The 20,757-nt window shown below is 71.6% G+C and carries 18 protein-coding genes and 1 pseudogene; 6 read left to right on the forward strand and 13 right to left on the reverse strand.

The features are described 5' to 3' along the window. Positions 1-48: 48 nt before the first annotated feature. Positions 49-780 (forward strand): class I SAM-dependent methyltransferase, encoded by a 732-nt coding sequence (locus tag ACIREO_RS14320; protein WP_404108901.1) that lies wholly within the window; start codon positions 49-51, stop codon positions 778-780. Beyond that, the gene (locus ACIREO_RS14325; RefSeq protein WP_404108904.1) at positions 777-1,856 is read left to right on the forward strand and encodes a prenyltransferase; all 1,080 of its coding nucleotides are present in this window, start codon (positions 777-779) and stop codon (positions 1,854-1,856) included. The genes ACIREO_RS14320 and ACIREO_RS14325 overlap by 4 nt, the downstream gene beginning before the upstream one ends. Here ACIREO_RS14325 and ACIREO_RS14330 read toward each other — a convergent pair. The 7 genes from ACIREO_RS14330 to ACIREO_RS14360 all read right to left on the reverse strand — a co-directional run bounded on the left by ACIREO_RS14330 (position 1,853) and on the right by ACIREO_RS14360 (position 8,941). After that, a complete protein-coding gene (locus ACIREO_RS14330; protein ID WP_104785126.1) occupies positions 1,853-2,146 on the reverse strand; it encodes a hypothetical protein in 294 nt (97 codons plus the stop codon). The genes ACIREO_RS14325 and ACIREO_RS14330 overlap by 4 nt on opposite strands. A gap of 384 nt (positions 2,147-2,530) precedes the next feature. After that, positions 2,531-3,370, reverse strand: a complete 840-nt coding sequence (locus ACIREO_RS14335; protein ID WP_404108907.1) for a DUF5336 domain-containing protein — start codon at positions 3,368-3,370, stop codon at positions 2,531-2,533. A gap of 186 nt (positions 3,371-3,556) precedes the next feature. Then, the gene (locus tag ACIREO_RS14340; RefSeq protein WP_404108910.1) at positions 3,557-4,483 is read right to left on the reverse strand and encodes an N-acetylmuramoyl-L-alanine amidase; all 927 of its coding nucleotides are present in this window, start codon (positions 4,481-4,483) and stop codon (positions 3,557-3,559) included. Between the two features lie 22 nt (positions 4,484-4,505). Then, complete coding sequence (locus ACIREO_RS14345; RefSeq protein WP_404108913.1) at positions 4,506-5,162, reverse strand: class I SAM-dependent methyltransferase; 657 nt, start codon at positions 5,160-5,162, stop codon at positions 4,506-4,508. A 127-nt stretch (positions 5,163-5,289) separates the two neighbouring features. Beyond that, complete coding sequence (locus ACIREO_RS14350) at positions 5,290-6,597, reverse strand: M20/M25/M40 family metallo-hydrolase (RefSeq protein WP_404108916.1); 1,308 nt, start codon at positions 6,595-6,597, stop codon at positions 5,290-5,292. Then, positions 6,594-7,988, reverse strand: coding sequence for a cytosine permease (locus tag ACIREO_RS14355; RefSeq protein ID WP_404108919.1), 1,395 nt, complete (start codon positions 7,986-7,988; stop codon positions 6,594-6,596). Before ACIREO_RS14355 ends, ACIREO_RS14350 begins: the two co-directional genes overlap by 4 nt. Further along, positions 7,988-8,941 carry a DUF1177 domain-containing protein gene (locus tag ACIREO_RS14360; RefSeq protein WP_404108921.1) on the reverse strand — a complete coding sequence of 318 codons (954 nt, stop codon included), beginning with the start codon at positions 8,939-8,941 and terminating at the stop codon, positions 7,988-7,990. Before ACIREO_RS14360 ends, ACIREO_RS14355 begins: the two co-directional genes overlap by 1 nt. A gap of 166 nt (positions 8,942-9,107) precedes the next feature. Between ACIREO_RS14360 and ACIREO_RS14365 the strand changes: the two genes are divergently transcribed. Further along, positions 9,108-9,935 (forward strand): IclR family transcriptional regulator, encoded by an 828-nt coding sequence (locus ACIREO_RS14365; protein ID WP_404108923.1) that lies wholly within the window; start codon positions 9,108-9,110, stop codon positions 9,933-9,935. A 56-nt stretch (positions 9,936-9,991) separates the two neighbouring features. After that, positions 9,992-10,720 (forward strand): dipeptidase PepE, encoded by a 729-nt coding sequence (gene pepE / locus ACIREO_RS14370; RefSeq protein ID WP_404108926.1) that lies wholly within the window; start codon positions 9,992-9,994, stop codon positions 10,718-10,720. Here the strand turns inward: pepE and ACIREO_RS14375 are convergent. Beyond that, positions 10,686-12,218: an MFS transporter gene (locus tag ACIREO_RS14375; protein ID WP_404108928.1), complete on the reverse strand. Its 1,533-nt coding sequence runs from the start codon at positions 12,216-12,218 to the stop codon at positions 10,686-10,688. The two genes, pepE and ACIREO_RS14375, sit on opposite strands and share 35 nt — an antisense overlap. Positions 12,219-12,464: 246 nt before the next feature. Here ACIREO_RS14375 and ACIREO_RS14380 point away from each other — a divergent pair. After that, positions 12,465-13,975 (forward strand): annotated as a pseudogene (locus ACIREO_RS14380) (MFS transporter). Here ACIREO_RS14380 and ACIREO_RS14385 read toward each other — a convergent pair. The 5 genes from ACIREO_RS14385 to ACIREO_RS14405 form a co-directional block, all read right to left on the reverse strand. Further along, positions 13,970-14,602, reverse strand: a complete 633-nt coding sequence (locus tag ACIREO_RS14385; RefSeq protein WP_404109962.1) for a response regulator — start codon at positions 14,600-14,602, stop codon at positions 13,970-13,972. The pseudogene ACIREO_RS14380 and the gene ACIREO_RS14385 sit on opposite strands and share 6 nt — an antisense overlap. A gap of 77 nt (positions 14,603-14,679) precedes the next feature. Next, entirely contained in the window at positions 14,680-15,876 is a 1,197-nt protein-coding gene (locus tag ACIREO_RS14390; RefSeq protein ID WP_404108931.1) for a histidine kinase, read from the reverse strand. Positions 15,877-15,887: 11 nt separating this feature from the next. Beyond that, entirely contained in the window at positions 15,888-16,610 is a 723-nt protein-coding gene (locus ACIREO_RS14395) for an ABC transporter permease (RefSeq protein ID WP_404108934.1), read from the reverse strand. Next, entirely contained in the window at positions 16,610-17,575 is a 966-nt protein-coding gene (locus ACIREO_RS14400) for an ABC transporter ATP-binding protein (RefSeq protein WP_404108936.1), read from the reverse strand. Before ACIREO_RS14400 ends, ACIREO_RS14395 begins: the two co-directional genes overlap by 1 nt. 453 nt (positions 17,576-18,028) lie before the next feature. Further along, positions 18,029-19,483, reverse strand: a complete 1,455-nt coding sequence (locus ACIREO_RS14405) for a hypothetical protein (protein WP_404108939.1) — start codon at positions 19,481-19,483, stop codon at positions 18,029-18,031. Between the two features lie 198 nt (positions 19,484-19,681). On the opposite strand from ACIREO_RS14405, the gene ACIREO_RS14410 reads away from it, so the two are divergent. Next, the gene (locus ACIREO_RS14410; RefSeq protein ID WP_404108942.1) at positions 19,682-20,743 is read left to right on the forward strand and encodes an ABC transporter substrate-binding protein; all 1,062 of its coding nucleotides are present in this window, start codon (positions 19,682-19,684) and stop codon (positions 20,741-20,743) included. Positions 20,744-20,757 lie beyond the last annotated feature (14 nt).

Below are 20,757 nucleotides of genomic sequence, written 5' to 3' on the forward strand. Positions count from 1 at the left end.
CCCCGTGGCTCCCGGAATCCGTACCTCCGACCTCGAAGGCAGGCCCCCGTGCTGACCGTCGACTTCACCCGCTTCCCGCTCGCCGCCGGCGACCGGGTGCTCGATCTGGGCTGCGGCGCCGGCCGGCATGCCTTCGAGTGCTACCGGCGCGGCGCCCAGGTGGTGGCCCTCGACCAGAACGCCGAGGAGATCCGCGAGGTCGCGAAGTGGTTCGCCGCGATGAAGGAGGCCGGTGAGGCACCCGCGGGCGCGACCGCCACCGCGATGGAGGGCGACGCGCTCAACCTGCCGTTCCCCGACGCCTCCTTCGACGTCGTCATCATCTCCGAGGTGATGGAGCACATCCCCGACGACAAGGGCGTGCTCGCCGAGATGGTCCGGGTGCTGAGGCCCGGCGGCCGGATCGCGATCACCGTGCCCCGCTACGGCCCCGAGAAGGTCTGCTGGACGCTCTCCGACGCGTACCACGAGGTCGAGGGCGGCCACATCCGCATCTACAAGGCCGACGAGCTGCTCGGCAGGATCCGTGAGGCCGGACTCAAGCCCTACGGCACCCACCACGCGCACGCGCTGCACAGTCCCTACTGGTGGCTGAAGTGCGCGTTCGGGGTGGACAACGAGAAGGCGCTGCCGGTGCGCGCCTACCACAAGCTGCTGGTCTGGGACATCATGAAGAAGCCCCTGGCCACCCGGGTCACCGAGCAGTTGCTCAACCCGGTCGTCGGCAAGAGCTTCGTCGCGTACGCGACGAAGCCGCACCTTCCGAAGGCCGAGGCGTGAGCACGCCGGAGCAGACCGAGCACCTGGTCCTGCCGGGTGTCCTCACCGCGGAACAGGCGGCCGAGACCGTGGCCGCACTGCTCGCCGTGCAGCGCGAGGACGGGGCACTGCCCTGGTTCCGCGGCCACCACCTCGACCCGTGGGACCACACCGAGGCCGCGATGGCGCTGGACGCGGCCGGTGAGCACGAGGCCGCCGCCCGCGCCTACGCGTGGCTGGCACGCCACCAGAACGAGGACGGCTCCTGGTACGCCGCGTACCACGACGGTGACCCCGGCCGGCCGACGGACCTGGGGCGCGAGACCAACTTCTGCGCCTACGTGGCCGTCGGTGTGTGGCACCACTACCTCGCCACCGGTGACGACGCGTTCGTCGACCGGATGTGGCCGACGGTCTTCGCCGCGATCGAGTTCGTGCTGAAGCTCCAGCAGCCCGGCGGGCAGATCGGCTGGAAGCGCGAAGCCGACGGCACCCCTGTGACGGACGCCCTGCTGACCGGCTCGTCCTCCGTCCACCAGGCGCTGCGCTGCGCGCTGGCGCTGGCCGAACAGCGCGAGGAGGCCCAGCCGGACTGGGAGCTCGCCGCCGGAGCGCTCGGCCACGCGATCCGCAGCCACCCCGAGCTGTTCCTGGACAAGAGCCACTACTCGATGGACTGGTACTACCCGGTACTCGGCGGCGCGGTCACCGGTTCCGCCGCGACCCGGCGGATCGAGGACGGCTGGTACAGCTTCGTCGTCCCGGGCCTCGGCGTGCGCTGTGTGCTCCCCAACCCCTGGGTGACGGGCGGTGAGAGCTGCGAACTGGCCCTGGCGCTCTGGGTGACGGGGGAGTCGGACCGCGCCCTGGAGATCCTGCAGTCCATCCAGCACCTGCGGGCCGAGGGCGGCCTCTACTGGACGGGATACGTCTTCGAGGGCGAGCGGGCTATATGGCCGGAGGAACTCACCACCTGGACGGCCGGATCACTGCTGCTCGCGGTGGCCGCTCTCGGGGGGGACGAGGCGACCACCGCGGTCTTCAGCGGCGAACGGCTGCCGACGGGACTCGAACCGGACTGCTGCCGGGTTTCCTAGAAGCGGCGGACCCGGCCCGCCACGGCGTGGCCGATGAACAGGTAGACCACGGCGGCCAGACCGTAACCGGTGACGACACGCGCCCATGCTTCGTCGAAGGTGAACAGGTCGTACGACCAGCCGGCCAGCCAGCGGGCCGAGTCCTGGACGAACTGGACCAGGTCGTTACCCCGGTTGGCGTCGAGCAGGTACATCAGGATCCACAGAATGATGATGAAGGCCATGATGTCCGCGACGACGGCTATGACGCGTGCGGCGGTACTGCTTCCTGTGCCTGTTCTGGGAGACATGTTCTCCGGATTGCCGCTTTACCGTGAGTGAAACCCGTACGGCGTGCGCCGGGTCGCGGCCCGCTCCCGCGCGGGTGAGCCTGGCGACGCCTGCGGTGACGACGACAGCGCCCAGGCCGCCAGCAGCTCCGCGAGCCCGAGTCCCACGACGTCGGCGCAGAAGCAGAAGTACGCACCAGGATGGGCAAGGGCGAGGCGGACGCCGAGGTGAAGAACAAGGTCCCGTCCACCTTCCAACTGGGCGGATGACCCGCGGGGACTGCTGGCTTCCGGCTGGAGCGGTCCTCCTCCGGCTGAGGACCACGACGCCCTCGTACGGGCCACACGGCCGGGTACGACAGTGGCCCCCGCCCTTCCGGGCGGGGGCCACTCGTGTGCGACGGCTCAGCCGCGCTGGATGCCCGTGGTGTCCTGGAGGACGCCACGACGGCCGTCCTGCGTCTGGGCGATGAGCCCCGGACCACGCTGCTCCACCGCGAGGTACCACGTACCCGGCGCGAGCTCGGCGATCGGGTTGGGGGCGCCGTCCTCGCCGTACAGCGGACGGGCCACCGGAACCGCGAACCAGAACGGGGTGAAGTCACCGGCAGGTGCCCCACCGCCCTGCGGAGCCGGCTGCGCGGCCTGCTGCTGGTGCTCCGGCTGACCGGGCTGAGCCGGCTGACCAGGCTGGCCCGGCTGGGCACCGTACGGCTGGGGCTGGCCGGGCTGCGTCCCGAACGGCTGCTGGCCACCGGGGTAGCCGTAGCCCTGGCCGGGCTGCTGGCCGTACGCCGGCTGCACCTGCGCCGGGCGCGGTGCACCCAGGAGCGGGGCCTGGAGCGCGGGAACCAGCGGAGTGGCCACGGCACCGCCTGCCAGCACGAGGGTCGCCAGCAGTCCGAGGATCAGACCGGCACCCGCGTCACCCGCGTCGATGATCGTCCAGAACATGGTCCACAGCGAGAACACGGTGAACGCGGCGCCGAACTGGTTGAGTTCGAAGCCGACCACCTTGCGGCCCGGCATCGCGCGGCTGACGATCATCAGCGCGGCGCCGATGATGCCGGCGAGGTAGATGCCCATCAGGACGGACAGCGAGTCCCAGGCGTTCGCGCTGTAGCCCGAGCAGTCCACGCCCGAGGGGCAGTCGTAGCCGGAGAGGTCGAGGAAAGAGGCGATGAACAGCACGACCGCTGCTCCGATCACCACGCCGTCGCCTCGAGTGAGGGAGCGGATATTCACGTGAAGGTCCTTAGTCGGTCGTCTCGTCGGGGCGGTCGTCGATGCTGCCCGAACGGCTGTTACGGCGCGAAGCTCGGGGGCGGCTCCCCATCGTACGGATGAATCTATCGTCTGCCCGGGCGGGTTGTGATGCTGCCCGGACCTCGGACGGGCTATCCCCCCAATGTCGTCACTATCACCGCAGAACTACCTCTTCAGATAGCTGCTGATGCCCTCGGCCATACCGAGAGCGGCTTTCTGGCGCCAGTCCGCACTGGTGAGCAGGGCGGCGTCCTTCGGGTCACGCATATTGCCGCATTCGATGAACACTTTGGGCACGGTCGACAGATTCAGGCCGCCGAGATCGTCACGGGTGTCCAGGCCGGTGTCGCCGCCGATGTAATTGGAAGGGGCGCTTCCGGTAGTGCGTACGAAATTCCCCGCAATCCGTACTCCAAGTTCACGCGAAGGGGCAACGATCTTCGCGGTGTCCGCGCCGTCTCCGTTCACCGCTGCGGGGAGAATGACGTGGAATCCACGGTTCCCGGTTGCGGAACCGTCCGCGTGGACCGAGACGACCGCGTCGGCCCGCTCCTCGTTGCCGATCCGCGCCCGCTCGTCGACGCACGGACCGAAGGGGCGGTCACCGTCGTGCGTGAGGACGACCCTCGCGCCCCGGTCCTCCAGCAGTGTGCGCAGCCGGCGGGAGACGTCGAGGGTGAACAGGGCTTCCGCGTAACCCGAGTTGGTGGCCGTGCCCGTGGTGTCGCACTCCTTGCGCCCGGTGCCCATGTCGACCTGGCTGTTGATCTCCCGGGTGTGGTCCCGGTTGCCCGGGTTGTGCCCCGGGTCGATCACCACGGTGCGATCCGCGAGCGGCCCCTCGGGCCGGGGCTTCGCGGAAGTGGGCCCGGTCGAAGGGGACCCGGCCGGGTCCGGGGACTGCCGGGGCGAGGGGGTGGACGACGCGGGGGAGGGTGACGCGGACCGGGGCGCGGCCCCGGGACTCTGCCCGTTGTCACCCGCGCATCCACCGGCGGTCAGACAGACGCCGGCCAGCGCCGCCGCGGCCAACACGGGCCTGCGGCGCGGACCCGTACGCGATATGGGGGGAGTGAACTCTTCGTGACGCACGTCGCGATGCTATCCGTGAGCCTCAGACGCCCGTCCCCGTACGCCGCAGAACGCGCAGCGAGTCCGTCACCGAGATCTCGGTGAACGCCCCCGAGGCCAGGGCGCGTCGGTGGACGCGGTACGGAGCCTGGCCGCCGTCCGCCGGGTCGGGGAACACGTCGTGGATGACCAGCAGACCGCCGTCGGCCACCTTCGGGGCCCAGCCCTCGTAGTCTCCGTTCGCGTGCTCGTCGGTGTGTCCGCCGTCGATGAAGACCAGACCGAGCGCCCCGCCCCAGACTCCCGCGACCTGCGGGGACCGGCCGACGAGCGCCACCACGTGCTCCTCCAGGCCCGCCCGGTGCAGGGCGCGCCGGAAGGTCGGCAGCGTGTCCATCAGGCCGGTCTCCGGGTCCACCACCGACGGGTCGTGGTACTCCCACCCCGGCTGCTGCTCCTCGCTGCCCCGGTGGTGGTCGACGGTGAGCGCCGTCACCTTCGCGGCGCGGGCGGCGGCGGCCAGCAGGATCGTGGAACGACCGCAGTAGGTGCCGACCTCCAGGAGCGGGAGCCCGAGCGCGGCGGCCTCGACGGCGGCGGCGTACAGGGCGAGCCCTTCGTGGACCGGCATGAAGCCCTTGGCGGCCTCGAAGGCGGCGAGAACATCCGGCTCGGGACGGGCGGGCGACTCGGCGGCCACGGGGTTCCTCCTGGTGGGGCGGTGGATCGGACGGCGTCCCATCGTGCCGTACGCCCCCGCGACAGGGATCGGCGGGGGCGTACGGGCGGGCCCGGGCCGGGGCCCCTGGCAGGGCTGCCGGGTCAGGTCAGCAGCTCTGCCAGAGCCGGGTCATGACCCGGACACCGAAGCGCAGGCCCTCCAGCGGAACGCGCTCGTCCACGCCGTGGAAGAGCCGGCCGTAGTCCAGGTCGTGCGGGAGCTTCAGCCCCTTGAAGCCGAAGCAGCGGATGCCCAGGTGGGTGAAGGCCTTGGCATCGGTGCCGCCGGGGTTGCAGTACGGGACGGGGTGGCCGTCCGGGTCCTCCGCGCGGACGGCGTCACACATCGCCTCGACCAGCGGCCCGTCGAACGTCGTCTCCATCGCTATGTCGTGGTTGACCCACTCGCGGCTGACGGAGGGCAGCAGCAGCCGGTCGATCGTGTCGATCAGCTCCTGCTCGTGGCCCGGCAGGAAGCGCCCGTCGACGCGGGCGGTCGCCTTCCCGGGGATCACGTTGGTCTGGTAACCGGCCGTGAACATGGTGGGGTTGGCGGAGTTGCGCAGTACCACCTGCATGAAGTCCGCGACCGGGCCCAGCCGGGACAGGGTGCCCTCGATGTCGTCCTCGTCGAACTCCACACCGTAGAGACGTGCGGCCTCCTCCAGCAGGGCGCGGACCGGTTCGATCAGCCGGACCGGGAAGGTCTCGCGGCCGATCCGGGTGAGGGACTCGGCGAGGTCGGTGACCGCGTTCTCGTCGTTGGGGGAGGAGCCGTGGCCGGCCCGGCCGGTGGCGGTGAGCTCCATCCACGCCATGCCTCGCTGGGCGTTCTCGATCGGGTACAGCCGGCGGGTGCCGTCGATCGCGAAGGAGAAGCCGCCGCCCTCCCCGATGGCCTCGGTGACCCCGGAGAAGAGCTCGGGGCGGTGCTCGACCAGCCAGTGCGCCCCGAACTTCCCGCCGGCCTCCTCGTCGGCGAGGAAGGCGAGCACCAGATCGCGGGCCGGACGCGTGCCGGTCCGGGCGAAGTGCCGCGCGGTGGCCAGCATGACCGCGACCGTGTCCTTCATGTCGATCGCGCCGCGCCCCCAGAGGTAGCCTTCGCGGATCTCGCCGGAGAACGGCGGCACCTGCCACTCGGAGGCGTCGGCGGGTACGACGTCGAGGTGGCCGTGGACCAGCAGGGCGCCCCGCGACGGGTCGGCGCCCGCGATACGCGCGATGACGTTGGCCCTGCCGGGGGCCGACTCGACCAGTACGGACTCGATGCCCACCTCGGCGAGCCGGGCCACCACCCAGTCGGCTGCCGCGCGTTCGTCGCTGGTGGGGTTGGAGGTGTCGAAGCGGATCAGCTCGGCGCAGAGACCGACGACCTCCTCCTGGGCCTGCCCGGACGCGGGGACGATGCTCATGCTGCTCCTGTCGGGGTGGTGACGTGGGCGGCGGCGGGCGCGGGGGTGTGCGCGTCGTCGTCCAGGGTGGAGGTGCCGTACGGCTTGATCCAGCCCAGCAGGCCGAGCACGCAGTACAGCAGGAAGGCGGTGGCCAGCGAGTTGAGGGCCGGGATGCCGCCGTCGTAGAACTTGCCGACGCAGAACGCGGCGAGCCAGATGGCCAGGGACATCGGCACCCAGGTGGGAGAGGTCGCGGGCAGGGTCTGTGCCTCGCGGGTCTCGTCCAGCGGCCTTCGCATCCGCTTCACGACCCAGTACTCCGCGACGATGATCCCGCCGATCGGCGGGATCATCACGCCCAGCAGGGAGAGGAACTCCGTGAAGTGGGTCATGATGCCGACCGCGGAGAGGAGGGTGCCGGCGGCTCCGAGGGCGACGGTGACGACTCCGCGGTGCAGCCGCCTGCCGAAGACGACCTGGAAGAAGTTGACGACGCCGAGCGAGGAGCCGTACAGGTTCCAGTCGTTGATCTTGGCGGTGGACATCAGGACCACGATCACGCCGAAGGCACCCGAGGTGGAGAGCACGATGTGCGAGACCTCGCTGGACTTCACCAGGTGGCCGAGGAGCACACCGACCATGCCGACGATGTACTCGGAGAGGATCATCGAGGATGCGCTCTGCACGAAGACGTGCGAGCTCTTCCTGTTGTAGCGGGTCATCTCCGGGGAGACGATCGCGCCCGTCATGTAGCCGCCCGCGATCGCGGTGGCGGCCACCGCCAGCGGGATCGTCTCACCGGGCGGCGGCGAGCTCATCAGGTCGCCGAGCGAGTGGTCGTTCAGCGTGGTGATCACCGACCAGGCGACCATGCCGAAGAAGAGCGGGGTGACGATCTTCGCGAACAGCGCCATGTAGCGGAAGCCGAAGATCACCAGGGCGGTGATGGCGATGCCCGCGACGACGCACCACATCCAGGACGGGCCGCCGACGAGCGCCGAGACGCTGTCGCCGAAGATCGTGTTCTGGACGCCGAACCAGCCGACCAGGCTGACCGCGATGACGAAGCTGACCAGAGCGGAGCCGTTGCGCCCGAAGCCCACCCAGCGGGTCAGCATCGGGGTGGCGAGGCCCTCGCGCATCCCGGCCAGGCCGATCGCGAAGATCACGATCTCCAGGATCACCGCGCCGAGCGTGAACGCGAGGAACGCGTCCCCGAAGGTCATTCCCACACCGATGGTGGCGCCGAGCGTGAACTGGGAGATCGACCCGGACTGGGCCAGCCACTGCAGGAGCATCGACCAGAAACCGAAGCGCTTGTCGCGCGGCACCCGCGAGAGCGAGTAGTCGTCGCTGCCGATGCTCTTGGCCTCGGGGGCCGTGGCGACGCCCCGGCTGTCGGATGTCATCAGGACTCCTGGGGAGTGCGGCCGAAGGTCTGCAGGTGAGCCAGCGACCCGTAGCGGTTGACGAGGTTGCCGAACTCCACCGCGTCGTGGAAGTCCAGGGTTCCGGCGCCGAAGGACTTGGCGACCTCGACGGCGTACCGGGCGGCGGACGCGATGTCCGTCTCGTGACTCGCGCCCGTCTGGCAGCCCGGCACCGCGGCGGCCGAGGTGACCGCCAGACCGACGACCGGAGCAGCGGTCGCGGTGGAGGGCTGGAGAATCGAATTGATGTGGTGTGCACCGTTACCGTACGGGGTGATGTCCTGTGTGGTCACGGGGTACGTGACCAACGGCTCACCCGTCACCACCGCGAGCAGCTCGCCGAGCTGCTCGGACACCCGGAGCACCCAGCCCTCCTTGACGGTGGGCGAGAGGGCCAGGCCCTTGTGGTTGATGATCCGGTTGCCCTTGGTGGTGTCGATGGAGAGCACGGCCTCCATCTCGCCGGTGACCTCGTGCCGGTTCATCGTGGCGATGTCCACCGGGGACCCCATGAACGGCACCGGGTCGTGCGGCTCGGTCGGGGCGCTCGGGCAGATGTGCGTGGCGACGATCACGTCGCCGGGCAGCGCGTCGCCCCGGCGGCGCATGTCCAGCAGCTTGGCGGCCGTGGCGAGCGCCGAGGCCGCGCCGTCGGCGTCGGACACGAGCCCGGTCACCTCCGGCCGGGCACCGACGCCGCCGAGCCGGCCGACCACACCGAGGGTCCGGGCGCTGCCGCCCGACGTGCGCCCCCGGGAGCCCGGGACGCGGACGAGCACGAAGTCCGTCGCCCCCCGGTCGCCGGTGACCGTCGTGACCTCGGCCGCCGAGCCCGCGGGCCCGGCGACGGAGTCGAGGTATCCGGCGACCGTCTTGCCGCTGACCAGCGGGTCGTCCAGCAGCTCGACGATGTCCAGTACGTACTTGAGCATGGGGGGCCTTTCTCCGGAGCGGGACACCCGCCCGGCGCTCCGGGGGCCTCTTGTTCGGAGGGGAAGCGCGGGGCGGGGTGCTGGAGCAACATTCGGGATCCGCTACCGTGGAACGCAATGATTTCCCGTTATCTGCAATTCAGGTCTGAATGGTGAGATGCTGCTGATGGCCGACCTTGATCCGGACCGCCGGACCCCCGCCGGGGCGCTGCAGACCGTCGACCGGGCGCTCCTGGTGCTGCTCGCCTTCGAGCGCACCCGGCCCGACTGGGGCGTCACCGAGGTCGCCGAGGAGTTCGGCTGGGACACCTCGGTCGCCCAGCGCCTGCTGGCCACGCTCGCGGGCCGCGGATTCCTGGTGTCCGACCCGGTCACCCGCCGCTACCGCATCGGCCCCGCCGTGCTGCGGCTCGGCCGGCTCTGGGAGCGCTCGGGGTCACTGGAGCTGCTGGCCGGCCCGGTGCTGGAGGAGCTCCGCCGGACCACCGGCGACACCGTCCTGTTCTGTCTGCCGGACAACTTCCACATGCGGTGCGTGGCGGCCGAGGAGGGCGAGACCGGACCGCTGCGCTACTACCCGCTGGTCGGGGAGCTCTACCCGGCGCACGCCGGGGCCACCAGCAAGTCCTTCTACGCCTACCTGCCCGACGACCAGCGCCACCGGCTCTTCCGGGGCCGCCCCATGGCGCGGTTCACCGACCGGACCGTCACCGACCCGGATCTGCTTGAGAAGGAGTTCATGAAGGTCCGCGCCCAGGGGTTCGCGTGGACGGTCGGCGAGTACGACACCGGCATCGCCACCGTCGCCGTGCCCGTGTTCCTGAGGCGCGAGCCCTACGGAAGCCTCAGCCTCGGCGGAGGCGAGGACCGCTTCCGGGGCGCCCCCGAGGACCGGCTCGAAGCCCTGCGCCACGCCGCCCACCTGCTGGAGCAGCGGCTCACCCACCCGCCCCAGCGGCCGAAGTCCCGCGCGGGCCGGCCCCGGACCGCCTGACCCCTGCCCGTGAGCCGCCCGACCGGCTCTCCGCCCCCACCGCACGAGGAACCTCCGTGAATCTGCTGCTGCTCTCCAACTCGACCCAGTACGGCCGCGGTTATCTGGAACACGCCCTGGACACCGTCACCGCGTTCCTTCCGGCGAACGCCCGGCTGGCCTTCGTGCCGTACGCGCTGGCCGACCACGGCGCGTACACCGCACGTGTCCGCGCGGCCCTGGAGCCGTCCGGCATCGATGTGCGCGGTGTCCACGAGGGCACCGGCCCCCTCGCCGAACTCGCCGCCTCGGACGCCGTGTTCATCGGCGGAGGCAACTCCTTCCGGCTCCTCGACGCCCTGTACCGCACCGGCCTGCGCGAGGCGGTTCGGGACGCCGCGCGGGACGGACTGCCCTACATGGGCGCCAGCGCGGGCACCAACATGGCCGCGCCCACCCTCCGGACCTCCAACGACATGCCCATCGTGCAGCCGCCGTCCTTCGCCGCACTGGGCCTGGTCCCGTTCCAGATCAACCCGCACTACCTGGACCCGGACCCGGACAGCACCCACAAGGGCGAGACCCGCGAGGAGCGGCTCACCGAGTTCCTCGAGGAGAACGACGTCCCCGTGCTCGGGCTGCGCGAGGGCTCCTGGCTCCGTGTCGAGGAGGGCACGGCGACGGTCCAGGGCGCACGGCCCGCACGGCTTTTCACACGCGGTGTCCGGCCGCAGGAGCTCGCGGCCGGAACCGATGTGTCCCGGCTGCTGGCTACGGAGCCGAGGTTCGACGCCCCGGCCCGCTGACCGGTGCCGCCACGGGGGCGGACTCCGCCGCGGCGAGCGCGTCGCCCGCACTGCTGGCCAGCAGCACCGGATGCGCCTTCCGCTGCGCCGGCAGGAACGCCGCCAGCACGAGGCCGATCAGCACCGCCCCTGTGGCGATCATGAACGAGGTCCGGAAGCCCTCCATGGTGGGGACGTCCACCGACCCCATCCGCATCGAGGTGTTCGCCAGCACCATGCCGATCACCGCACTCGACAGCGAGGTGCCGATCGACCTCATCAGCGTGTTCAGGCCGTTGGCCGCACCCGTCTCCGACGCGTCGACCGCGCCGATGATGAGGGCGGGCAGCGAGGAGTACGCGAGCCCGATGCCCGCTCCGAGCACCACCGCGATGACCACGGTCTGCCAGGCGGCGCTCATCAGGCCGAGCCCCGCCCCGTAACCGATGGCGATGATCAGCATGCCCAGGATCAGGGTGGTCTTGGGTCCGCGGCGGGCGGAGAGCCGGGCGTACAGCGGGGCGACGAACATCATCGTCAGGCCCAGCGGTGCCACGCAGAGCCCCGCCACCACCATGGACTGGCCCAGGCCGTACCCCGTCGACGCGGGCAGCTGGAGCAGCTGCGGCAGGACGAGGGAGACGGCGTAGAAGGCCACCCCGACCATGATCGAGACGAGGTTGGTGAGCAGCACCTCACGGCGGGCGCTGGTCCGCAGATCGACCAGCGGCGCCGTGGAGCGCAGCTCGAACAGGCCCCACAGCAACAGGATCACCAGGGACGCGGCGACCAGACCGAGCGTCAGCGGAGAGGTCCAGCCCCAGTCGCTGCCCTTGGTCACGGGCAGCAGCAGGCAGACCAGGCCCAGGGCGAGGCCCAGCGCCCCGACGAGGTCGAAGCTGCCCGGTGCGCGCAGCGGAGGCTCCGGCACGACGAGGACGGTCAGTCCCATGGCCAGCACCCCGAGCCCGGCCGAGGCGAGGAAGAGCGCGTGCCAGTCGGCGTGCTGGGCGACGATCGCGGCGGCGGGCAGCGCGAGTCCGCCGCCCACGCCTATGGAAGAGCTCATCAGGGCCATCGCCGAGCCGAGCTTCTCGCGCGGCAGCACATCGCGCATGATGCCGATCCCCAGCGGGATGGCGCCCATGGCGAAGCCCTGGAGCGCCCGGCCCACGATCATGACCACGAGATTGTCGGTGGAGGCGCAGATCAGCGAGCCGACCACCATCACGGCGAGGCTGGCCAGCAGCATCCGCCGTTTGCCGTACAGATCGCCGAGCCGTCCCATGATCGGGGTGGCCACGGCCCCGGCGAGCAGGGTGGCCGTCATCACCCAGGTCGCGTTCGCCGGGTCGGTGCCGAGCAGGGACGGCAGGTCCTTGATGACGGGGACGAGCAGGGTCTGCATCACCGCGACGGTGATCCCCGCGAACGCGAGTACGGGGACGACGCCGCCGCCCTTGCCCCTGCGCGGGCCGGGGAGATTCCCGGCCTGCTGTTCGTTGGTCGTCCGTTGCATACGTGTGGCCTCCGGGCAGGGGAAGGTGCGGAACATCGAGCTGGGCGGAGCATGCGGCAGCGCGCCGACGGGCAGCGCCGACCGCCAAGTGTGTGCATGTTGAACGCTTCCCTGTGCCCGCGTTATTCCGGTGAACGCGGCGTAAAAACAGAGAAGTCGGCGAAGGTCCTACGCCAGGGGGCGGAGATGCAATGGGACCGAAGGGGGACCGGAAACCGATGTACGGGGCACGAGTGGCCTGGGAGTATGACACCCATGGTTGACGCCTCTCCGCCCACGCGGCCTCCCGCCCGGTCCAGAACCCGTACGTGGGCCGTGGTCGCGGCAGCCTGCACCGGCCAGTTCCTGGTCGTCCTCGACGTGTCCGTCGTCAACGTGGCGCTGCCGTCCATGCGCACCGACCTGGGCCTGAGCGCACCCGGACTGCAGTGGGTCGTCAACGCCTACTCGATCGCCTTCGCCGGTTTCATGCTGCTCGGCGGGCGGGCCGCGGACATATACGGCCGCAAGCGGATGTTCCTGACCGGGCTCGCCCTCTTCACCACGGCCTCGCTGGCCGGCGGCTTCGCGCAGGAGGGCTGGCAGCTTCTCGCCGCCCGTGCCGGGCAGGGCCTCGGCGCCGCCGTGCTGTCCCCGGCGACCCTCACGATCCTCACCGCAGCCGTCCCCGAGGGGCCCGCGCGGACCAGGGCGATCGGCACCTGGATGGCGGTCGGCGCGGGCGGCGGCGCGGCCGGCGGGCTGATCGGCGGGGTGCTCACCGATCTCCTCTCCTGGCGGTGGGTGCTGCTCATCAACGTCCCGGTCGGCGTCCTCGTGATCGCGGGCGCCGCTGTGTGGCTGGCCGAGGGCAGGGCGGGCGACCGGCGCCGCGTGGACCTGCCGGGCGCGGTGCTCGTCACGGCGGGCCTGGCGACGACGGCGTACGGCATCGTGCAGACCGAGGCGGCCGGCTGGACGGCCGCCGCCACCCTGGTGCCGCTCCTGGGAGGCCTGGTGCTGCTCGGCGTGTTCGTCCTGGTGGAGGCCAGGACGGCCGCGCCGCTCATGCCGCTGCGGGTGCTCGGCGTGCGCGCCGTCTCGGCGGCGAACGTGTCGATGCTGCTGCTGGGTTCGGCGACTTTCGGCATGTGGTACTTCATGACCGTCTACGCCCAGAACGTCCTGGGCTACACGCCGCTGGAGGCCGGCTTCGCGCTCGTACCGAGCTCCGCCGCCGTCTTCGCCGGCGCGAAGGCCGCTCCCGCGCTCATGGCACGGACCGGCGCCAAGCCCCTGGCCGTGGCCGGCGCCCTGGTCGCCGCCACCGGCTTCGGCTGGCAGTCCACCATGGGCGTGCACGGCTCCTACCTCACCGCGGTCTGTCTCCCCGGGGTCCTGATGATGGCCGGCTCCGGACTGGCCTCCACCCCGCTCGCCACGCTCGCCACCTCCGTGCGGCACCCGCCGACGCCGGACTCGTCTCCGGGCTGGTCAACACCTCCCGCACGATGGGCGGCGCCCTGGGCCTCGCCGTGCTCTCCACGGTCGCGGCGGCCCGTACGGCGGGTTCGACGGGCGCGGCGGAGATCACGGCCGGATACGCGCTGGCCTTCCGCACCTCCGCCGTGGTGCTGGCGGCGGGAGCGGTGATGATGCTGTTCTGGCTGCCGGGGCGCGGCGTGAAGGACCCGGGCGGACACCCGGGCACGCGAGCCGGGGGCCGCCCCGGGAAGCAGCCCGCGCCGGCGGCGCTGCACTCCCCGGAGGCCCTATAGCCAGCCCTGCTGACGTGCCGCGCGCATCGCCTCCATGCGGTTGCGGGTGTTCGTCTTGCCGATGGCCGAGGAGAGGTAGTTCCGGACCGTGGACTCCGACAGGCGCAGCTTCGCGGCGATGTCGGCGACCGTCGCCCCGTCCACCGAGGCGTTCAGCGCGTCCCGCTCCCGTGGCGTCAGCGGGCTCGGGCCCGCGCCCAGGGCGGCGGCGGCCAGCGCCGGATCGATGACGGTCTCGCCTCCCAGCACCTGACGGATCGCCTTCGCCAGTTCCCCGACCGGGCCGTCCTTCACCAGGAAGCCGGAGGCTCCGGCCTCCATGGCACGCCGCAGATAGCCGGGCCTGCCGAAGGTCGTCAGGATCAGCACCCGGCAGTCCGGCACCTCCGTACGCAGATCGGCGGCGGCGTCCAGGCCGCTGCGGCCCGGGAGCTCGATGTCCAGCAGCGCCACATCCGGGCGGGACAGGAGCGCCTCGTCCACGATCCTGTCCCCGGTGGCCACCTGGGCGACCACCTCGAAGTCCGGCTCCATCCCGAGCAGCAGGGCGAGCGCGCTGCGCATCATGCCCTGGTCCTCGGCGAGCAGGATGCGTACCGATCCCGTGGGGCGGTGGTCCTGCGGCATCTCGTTCACGGGCTCAGAGTAGGCCGCCTGGGCCCCCGCCGAGGCCCGGCGCCGCGGTCTGCCCGCCGGTGGATCCGTCAGCCGCAGTCGCGCTCCGCGGGGCCGCCCTCCGCATCGGCCGGCAGTTCCGCCGTGACGGCGAAGCCGCCGTCGGGCCCGGGGCCCGACTCCAGGGAGCCGCCCGCGGCGGCCAGCCGCTCGGCCAGGCCCTTCAGGCCCGTGCCGCCGGACCGGGCCCCCGGCGTCCCGGGGCCGGTGCCGTCGTCCGTCACCGTCAGCCGGACCCGTTCGGGACCGGAGTCGAGCACGAACACGCAGCGGGTCGCACCGCTGTGGCGTACGGCGTTGGTGACGGCCTCCCGCGCGACCCAGCCCAGCAGCACATCGGTCTGCGGGGCGGGCGGCGGCCCGGAGCGGTGGACGGCCTTCTGGATTCCGGCGGCGGCCAGCACCGGGCCTGCCCGGTCCAGCTCGGTGGCCAGGCTCCCCTCGCGGTAGCCCGTCACCGCCTCACGGATCTCGGTGAGGGCCTGGCGGCCCACCGACTCGATGTCGGAGACCTGAGCGAGCGCGGCGTCGAGGTCGTGCGGAGCGAGCCTGCGGGCCGCCTCCGACTTGACGACGACGACCGACAGGGTGTGGCCGAGCAGATCGTGCAGATCACGCGAGAAGCGCAGCCGTTCACGCTCGACGGCGCTGCGGGCCAGCTCCTGCCGGGTGGCGCGCAGCTCCATCACCGTCTCGGACAGGGTGAGGATCGCAGCCGTCACACCCCCGGAGATGACGGTGCCGTAGCCGATCGTCCACGGTTCCGAGACGTGGTCGCCGCGCCACAAGGCCACCGCGCACGCACTCGCTGCCAGGACGACCAGGAGGATGCCCAGCCGCCTGCCGCGCAGGATCGTCCCGCAGGCCAGCGAGAACAAGGGGAAGAACAGCAGCCAGTTGCCGCCGTATCCGATCGCGAGACCGAACGTGATGACGCCCATCGCGGCCAGCAGCACGTAGGACGTGACGCTCTCCCGCTTCCTCCTGTCGAAGCCCCGGAACACCACCGAGATGTAGAGGGAGTTGAAGGCCAGCAACCCGATACCGCCGACCCAGGGGTTCGACGTCTCACCCTGCAGGAGGTTGGAGAACGCGCCGAGCCCCATCAGCAGAATGGGCAGCAGGGCGTACGGACCGCGCGGGCCGGGCCGCCTGTCCCTCTTCGTCTTCCTGGGCTTCTTCGTCTTCTTGGACAGGTTCTTGGACAGGGTCACTTCTTCGGACACGGTTGCTCCGCTCACACGGTCCTCGCCGACCGACGGTAGGAGATCACGGCGTAGCCGCCGAACAGCAGCATCCACCCGCCCAGCAGGGCCATGGAACCGGCCCCCGGGGCCTGCCCGGCGACCGTCGACCAGCCCAGGTCGGCGAACCCGTGCGCGGGGGTGAACTCGCCGACGGCGCGCAGCCATCCGGGGAACGCGTCGAGCGGGAACCACAGGCCGCCGACGATCGCGAAGCCCATCAGACAGGCCACGTTGACCACGCCGGTGCCCTGCGGCGTGAGCCGGTACCCGTTGCCGATGCCGAGCAGGGTGAACGGCAGCGCGCCCAGCCACAGCAGCAGCACCAGCGCGCCCCACTGCCAGACCGCCAGCCGCACCCCGTTGACGAGCGCGCCGGCCAGCAGGATGGCCACGACGGTCGGCAGCACCGTCACCGAACCGCTGATCGCACGGCCCGCCACCGCACGCCCCGGGTCCAGCGGCGTGATCCTCAACTGCCGCAGCCAGCCCAGGGACTTGTCCGAAGCGATGCCCGTACCGATCGCCATGGAGGAGCCGAGCGCGCCGTACGCGGCCATGCCGACCATCGACGAGGCCTTCCAGTCGTCGTAGGAGCCTGCCCCTCCGAGATTCGTGAAGAGCAGATACATCATCACCGGCATGCCCGTCCCGAAGATCAGGAACGTGGGGTCGCGCAGGGTGCGCCGGATTTCGAGTGCTATGTACGGGAACATCACACGGTCTCCTTCACATGGCCGGCCGTCACTCCGGCGGGCGTCGACTCGGTCAGGGCCAGGAACGCGTCCTCCAGGGTGGCCCTGCCGACCTGGAGCCCGCGTACCGCCCCGATCCGCGCCAGTTCGACCACGGTCGCGTCCGAGTCGTCCGTACGGAGCAGGGCCCGGTTGCCGCGTACATCGACGCCCACGACGCCGGGCAGCGACTCCAGTCCCGCGGCGGAGCGGTCCGCCAGGTCGAAGGAGACCAGGGCGCTGCCCGCCGACCGTTTGATCGCCTCGCCGCTGCCGTCCGCGACGATCCGGCCCTGGTGCAGGACGACGATCCGGCCGGCGTTCTCGTCGGCCTCCTCCAGATGATGCGTGGAGAACAGGACGGTGGTGCCGCGTTCCGCGACGGACCGGATCGAGCCCCAGAACGCGCGCCTCGCCTCCACATCCAGTGCGGCCGTCGGCTCGTCCAGCACGACCAGTTCGGGGTCGCCGGCCAGCGCGACGGCGAACCGGACGCGCTGGACCTGGCCGCCGGACAGCTTGTCGACGCGCCGGTCCGCGTACTCCGTCACCCCCGCGAGGTCGAGCACCTCGGGCACGGGCAGCGGGCGCGGATAGAGGGCCGCGACGAAGCGGACCAGCTCACCCGCCGTCACCCGGGGAATGGGGCGGCCGTCCTGGAGCATCGCGCCGGCCAGCCCCGCGCGGACCGCCTGGCCGGGTGTGCGGCCCAGGAGGCGCACCGTGCCGGAGTCGGGTTCGTTCAGGCCCAGCAGCAGGCCGATGGCCGTGGACTTCCCCGCGCCGTTGCGGCCCAGCAGGGCGACGGTCTCGCCCCTCCCCGCCGTGAGATCGATGCCGTCGACCGCCCGCACGGTGTGTCCCGCCCTGCCGAAGGCCTTGGCCACCGCGGTGAACTCCACCGCCGGCCCGGTCCTCGTTGTCTGCGTCCCCGTTGTCTGCGTCATGTCCACGACGCTACGGACCGGGCGCTCCGCGCGGCAGGGGCGACTGTACGGAGTCCTCGATGACAAATGTCCTGGGTGCGCGCGCTGTTGGGAGCGGGCGCCGCACGGCCGAGGGCCGCCGCGCCCGGGTGGCTGCGACGGCCCTCGTGCCGTGTACGGGGCGGGTTCAGGCCGCCGCGCTGCCACCCCCTTCGGAGGGACGGCGATGACGGCCGTGCGGCTGCGCGGTCACGCTCTCCGCAGATGCGCCTCCTCGGTGCTTTCCGTAGCCGCCGGCTTCGGCCCGTTCCGTGTCCGCCCGGGGCGGACGCGTCTGGGTCGTGTCGGTTCGGGCTTCAGACATGTGGGAAGTCTCCCCGTTGCAATCGCTTACGTGTGTGTCGCAGCCACGCCGCCACCCGGAACGGTCACCGTCGGCGTCCGCACGGAACGACTGCGTAGCCACGGGCAAGTTTATCCAGGTACGACACGGCCGGTGAGAGGCGCCTGCCCCAGCGGTACGGGCGTGCACACACCGCGCGCCGGAGTGGCCGCGGAGGCGTTCGTTCCGGAAGTGACGGACGGGTGAGGCTCGTCCACGGGAGCCTCCATCAACGCCACGGCGCACGGGGCGCCCTCCTGCGAGTACGGCAGGTGCAGCACCCCCTCCCGTGTCCAGAAGCCGGAGCCGGTGAGCCATCCGCCGGGTCCCGCGAACTGGTGCAGCCTGCGTCCCGCCGGGCGCCACAGCCCCACCCAGCTGCCCCCGGCTCCGTCGATCCGCAGAGCCACCGCGCAGCTCTCCGGCATCAGCATCTGGCCGGGCTGCACGGCGAACGGCGTCAGTGTCTCGTCCGGGGTGCGCAGGCACTCCGGGAAACGCACGGGGAGGCAGCTGCCGAGTACACCCCAGCCGAGCCGGTCGTGGCCGGGCGCGTCCGACCGGACCAGCAGCAGTCCGCTGTCCGCGTCGGCCATCAGCAGCCGGTCGTTGCTCTCCGGCGCGATCTGCAGCAGCGGGGTCACCTCACCGAGGCGCTCCAGGTCCACGACGACCGCCTTCACGGGGCCGCCGCCGGACATCTGCCGGTCCAGGGCGAGCAGCCGGCCCTCGCGGTCCAGCCAGACACCGCCCGAACAGCGTCCCGGGACATCCGCGACACGCTCGGGGCCGAACGCGCCGCCCGCCACCAGCCAGACACCGGTGGAGCGTTCGCCGGGGAGCAGTGCGTAGGCGGTCATCCCGTCCGGGGGCGGGGGGAGCAGCGTGAGCTCCGCGCAGTCGAGGGCGCCCAGGGAGATCTCGCCCGTGCCGGGCCCTGTCGGGTAGAGGAGTGAGAACGTGTGCCGGCCGGGTGCCGCCTCCCGCCGGATCAGGACCCGCCCGTCCGAGAGCGGTTGCACGTCGGAGGAGGCGTTCTCCGGCCGGTCCAGGGGGAGGGGCACGGCGTAGGGCTCGGGGCCGTCCAGCGTCCAGCGCTCGGGAAACCAGCCGGGGCCGGAGGCCTCTCCGGCCGGGGTGAGCCGCGCCGCGTACGCATGGTCGGCGGCAAGGGTGAGCGCGGGCGGCACGAGACGTGACGGGGCCGGAGGGGCAGCCGCTTCGTCCCGCCGTACCCGTGCGGGAGCTGCGGGTACAGCGGGTGGCGCCGACGGAACGGGCGGTACGGAGGGAAGGGGCGGCACAGGCGGACCGTCGGTCCCCCCGGGTGCCCCCGCGTCGATCGGATCGGCCGGGGCCTCCGCGTCCTCCTCCTCGCCGGGCGCGTTCGTTCCGGCCCGGTCCGCGTCCTCGCCCGGCACTCCCGCGGCGCGGGGTTTCACGGGCTCGGCCGGCCCGTCCGGTTCCGCGGGTTCGGGTGCGGGGCCGGCCGCCGCGGCGGCCCTCGCGATTCCGGTGGTCTTGTCCTCGATGGCACAGGCAGTCATGGTCCGGTCACCTCCGGCAACCGAAGCTAGGTTTCGCACTCCCCACCGGACAACACGAGCCACGCCACTTCACACATAAGGGTGCCGAGGTCCTGATTCGCCTGCGGAAGTGAGGGTGGCTGTGCTGCGGCATCCTCGCGTGTCTAAGGTGAGGCTTGCCTAAGGATTTCCTGTGTACGTCCCGAACTGGAGCAGAACATGTCCTTCAGACGCCGCGGCACCGCCGCGATCGGTCTCGCGGTCGCGGCCGCCCTCTCCCTCTCGGCGTGCGGCGGCGACACAGGCGGCGGGTCCGCGGCGGGCGGCACGGGCGGTGACAAGAAGGCGGCCGTCGCCACGGGCGGCAAGGACTTCGCCGACGCGGCGAAGAAGACCGCGGCGTACGGGACCGACGCCGAGGCCGGCGAGTTCCCCCGTACGCTCACCCACGCCATGGGCAGCACGACGCTCGAAGCCGCGCCCGAGCGCGTGGTCGTGCTGGACGTCGGTGAGTTCGACAACGTCGTCTCGCTCGGCGTGAAGCCCGTCGGCTACGCCCCCTCCGAGGGAGACGACGCCATTCCGTCGTACCTGCAGAAGGAGGCGGGAAACCCGGCGAGCGTCGGGACGATCAACAGCCTCAATCTCGAGGCCATCGCCGCCCTCCAGCCGGACCTGATCCTCGGCAGCCAGCTGCGCGCCGCCGACACGTACGACGAGCTCTCGAAGATCGCGCCGACCGTGTTCTCCATCCGTCCGGGCTTCACCTGGAAGGAGAACTACCTCCTGAACGCCGCCGCGCTCGACAGGACCGCGAAGGCGCAGTCCGAGCTCGCCGCCTACGAGGCGAAGGCGAAGAGGCTCGGCGCGGACATCGGCCCGGACAAACCGACCGTCTCGATGGTCCGCTACATGCCCGGCAAGATCCGCCTCTACGCCAAGGCCTCCTTCATCGGCACGATCCTTCAGGACGTGGGCCTGCCGCGGCCCGAGAACCAGCAGATCAACGATCTGGCCGCGGAGATCAGCTCGGAGAACATGGACCAGGCGGACGCCGACTGGATCTTCACCGGTGTCTACGGTGACGCGAAGGCCACCAAACGCGACACCGCCCGCGCCAACCCGCTGTGGAAGAACCTCGCCGCCGTGAAGGCCGGCCGGGCCGAGGACGTCCCCGACGAGACCTGGTACCTCGGGCTCGGTGTCACCTCCGCGAACCTGGTCCTCGACGACCTCCGCGCCGACCTCGTCGAACAGCCGGCCACCACGCCGGCCCCGTGAGGTAACGGCCTCGC

The organism is Streptomyces sp. NPDC102441 (assembly GCF_044765585.1).
In the GTDB taxonomy this organism is placed as follows: Bacteria; Actinomycetota; Actinomycetes; order Streptomycetales; family Streptomycetaceae; genus Streptomyces.

Coding starts and splice junctions, on each gene's coding strand:
- ACIREO_RS14350 (WP_404108916.1), bottom strand. CDS start 6,597: ATGAGCATCGTCCCCGCGTCCGGGCAGGCCCAGGAGGAGGTCGTCGGT.
- ACIREO_RS14405 (WP_404108939.1), bottom strand. CDS start 19,483: ATGACTGCCTGTGCCATCGAGGACAAGACCACCGGAATCGCGAGGGCC.
- ACIREO_RS14355 (WP_404108919.1), bottom strand. CDS start 7,988: ATGACATCCGACAGCCGGGGCGTCGCCACGGCCCCCGAGGCCAAGAGC.
- ACIREO_RS14385 (WP_404109962.1), bottom strand. CDS start 14,602: ATGCCGCAGGACCACCGCCCCACGGGATCGGTACGCATCCTGCTCGCC.
- ACIREO_RS14365 (WP_404108923.1), top strand. CDS start 9,108: ATGGCCGACCTTGATCCGGACCGCCGGACCCCCGCCGGGGCGCTGCAG.
- ACIREO_RS14360 (WP_404108921.1), bottom strand. CDS start 8,941: ATGCTCAAGTACGTACTGGACATCGTCGAGCTGCTGGACGACCCGCTG.
- ACIREO_RS14400 (WP_404108936.1), bottom strand. CDS start 17,575: ATGACGCAGACAACGGGGACGCAGACAACGAGGACCGGGCCGGCGGTG.
- ACIREO_RS14395 (WP_404108934.1), bottom strand. CDS start 16,610: ATGTTCCCGTACATAGCACTCGAAATCCGGCGCACCCTGCGCGACCCC.
- ACIREO_RS14410 (WP_404108942.1), top strand. CDS start 19,682: ATGTCCTTCAGACGCCGCGGCACCGCCGCGATCGGTCTCGCGGTCGCG.
- ACIREO_RS14330 (WP_104785126.1), bottom strand. CDS start 2,146: ATGTCTCCCAGAACAGGCACAGGAAGCAGTACCGCCGCACGCGTCATA.
- ACIREO_RS14375 (WP_404108928.1), bottom strand. CDS start 12,218: ATGCAACGGACGACCAACGAACAGCAGGCCGGGAATCTCCCCGGCCCG.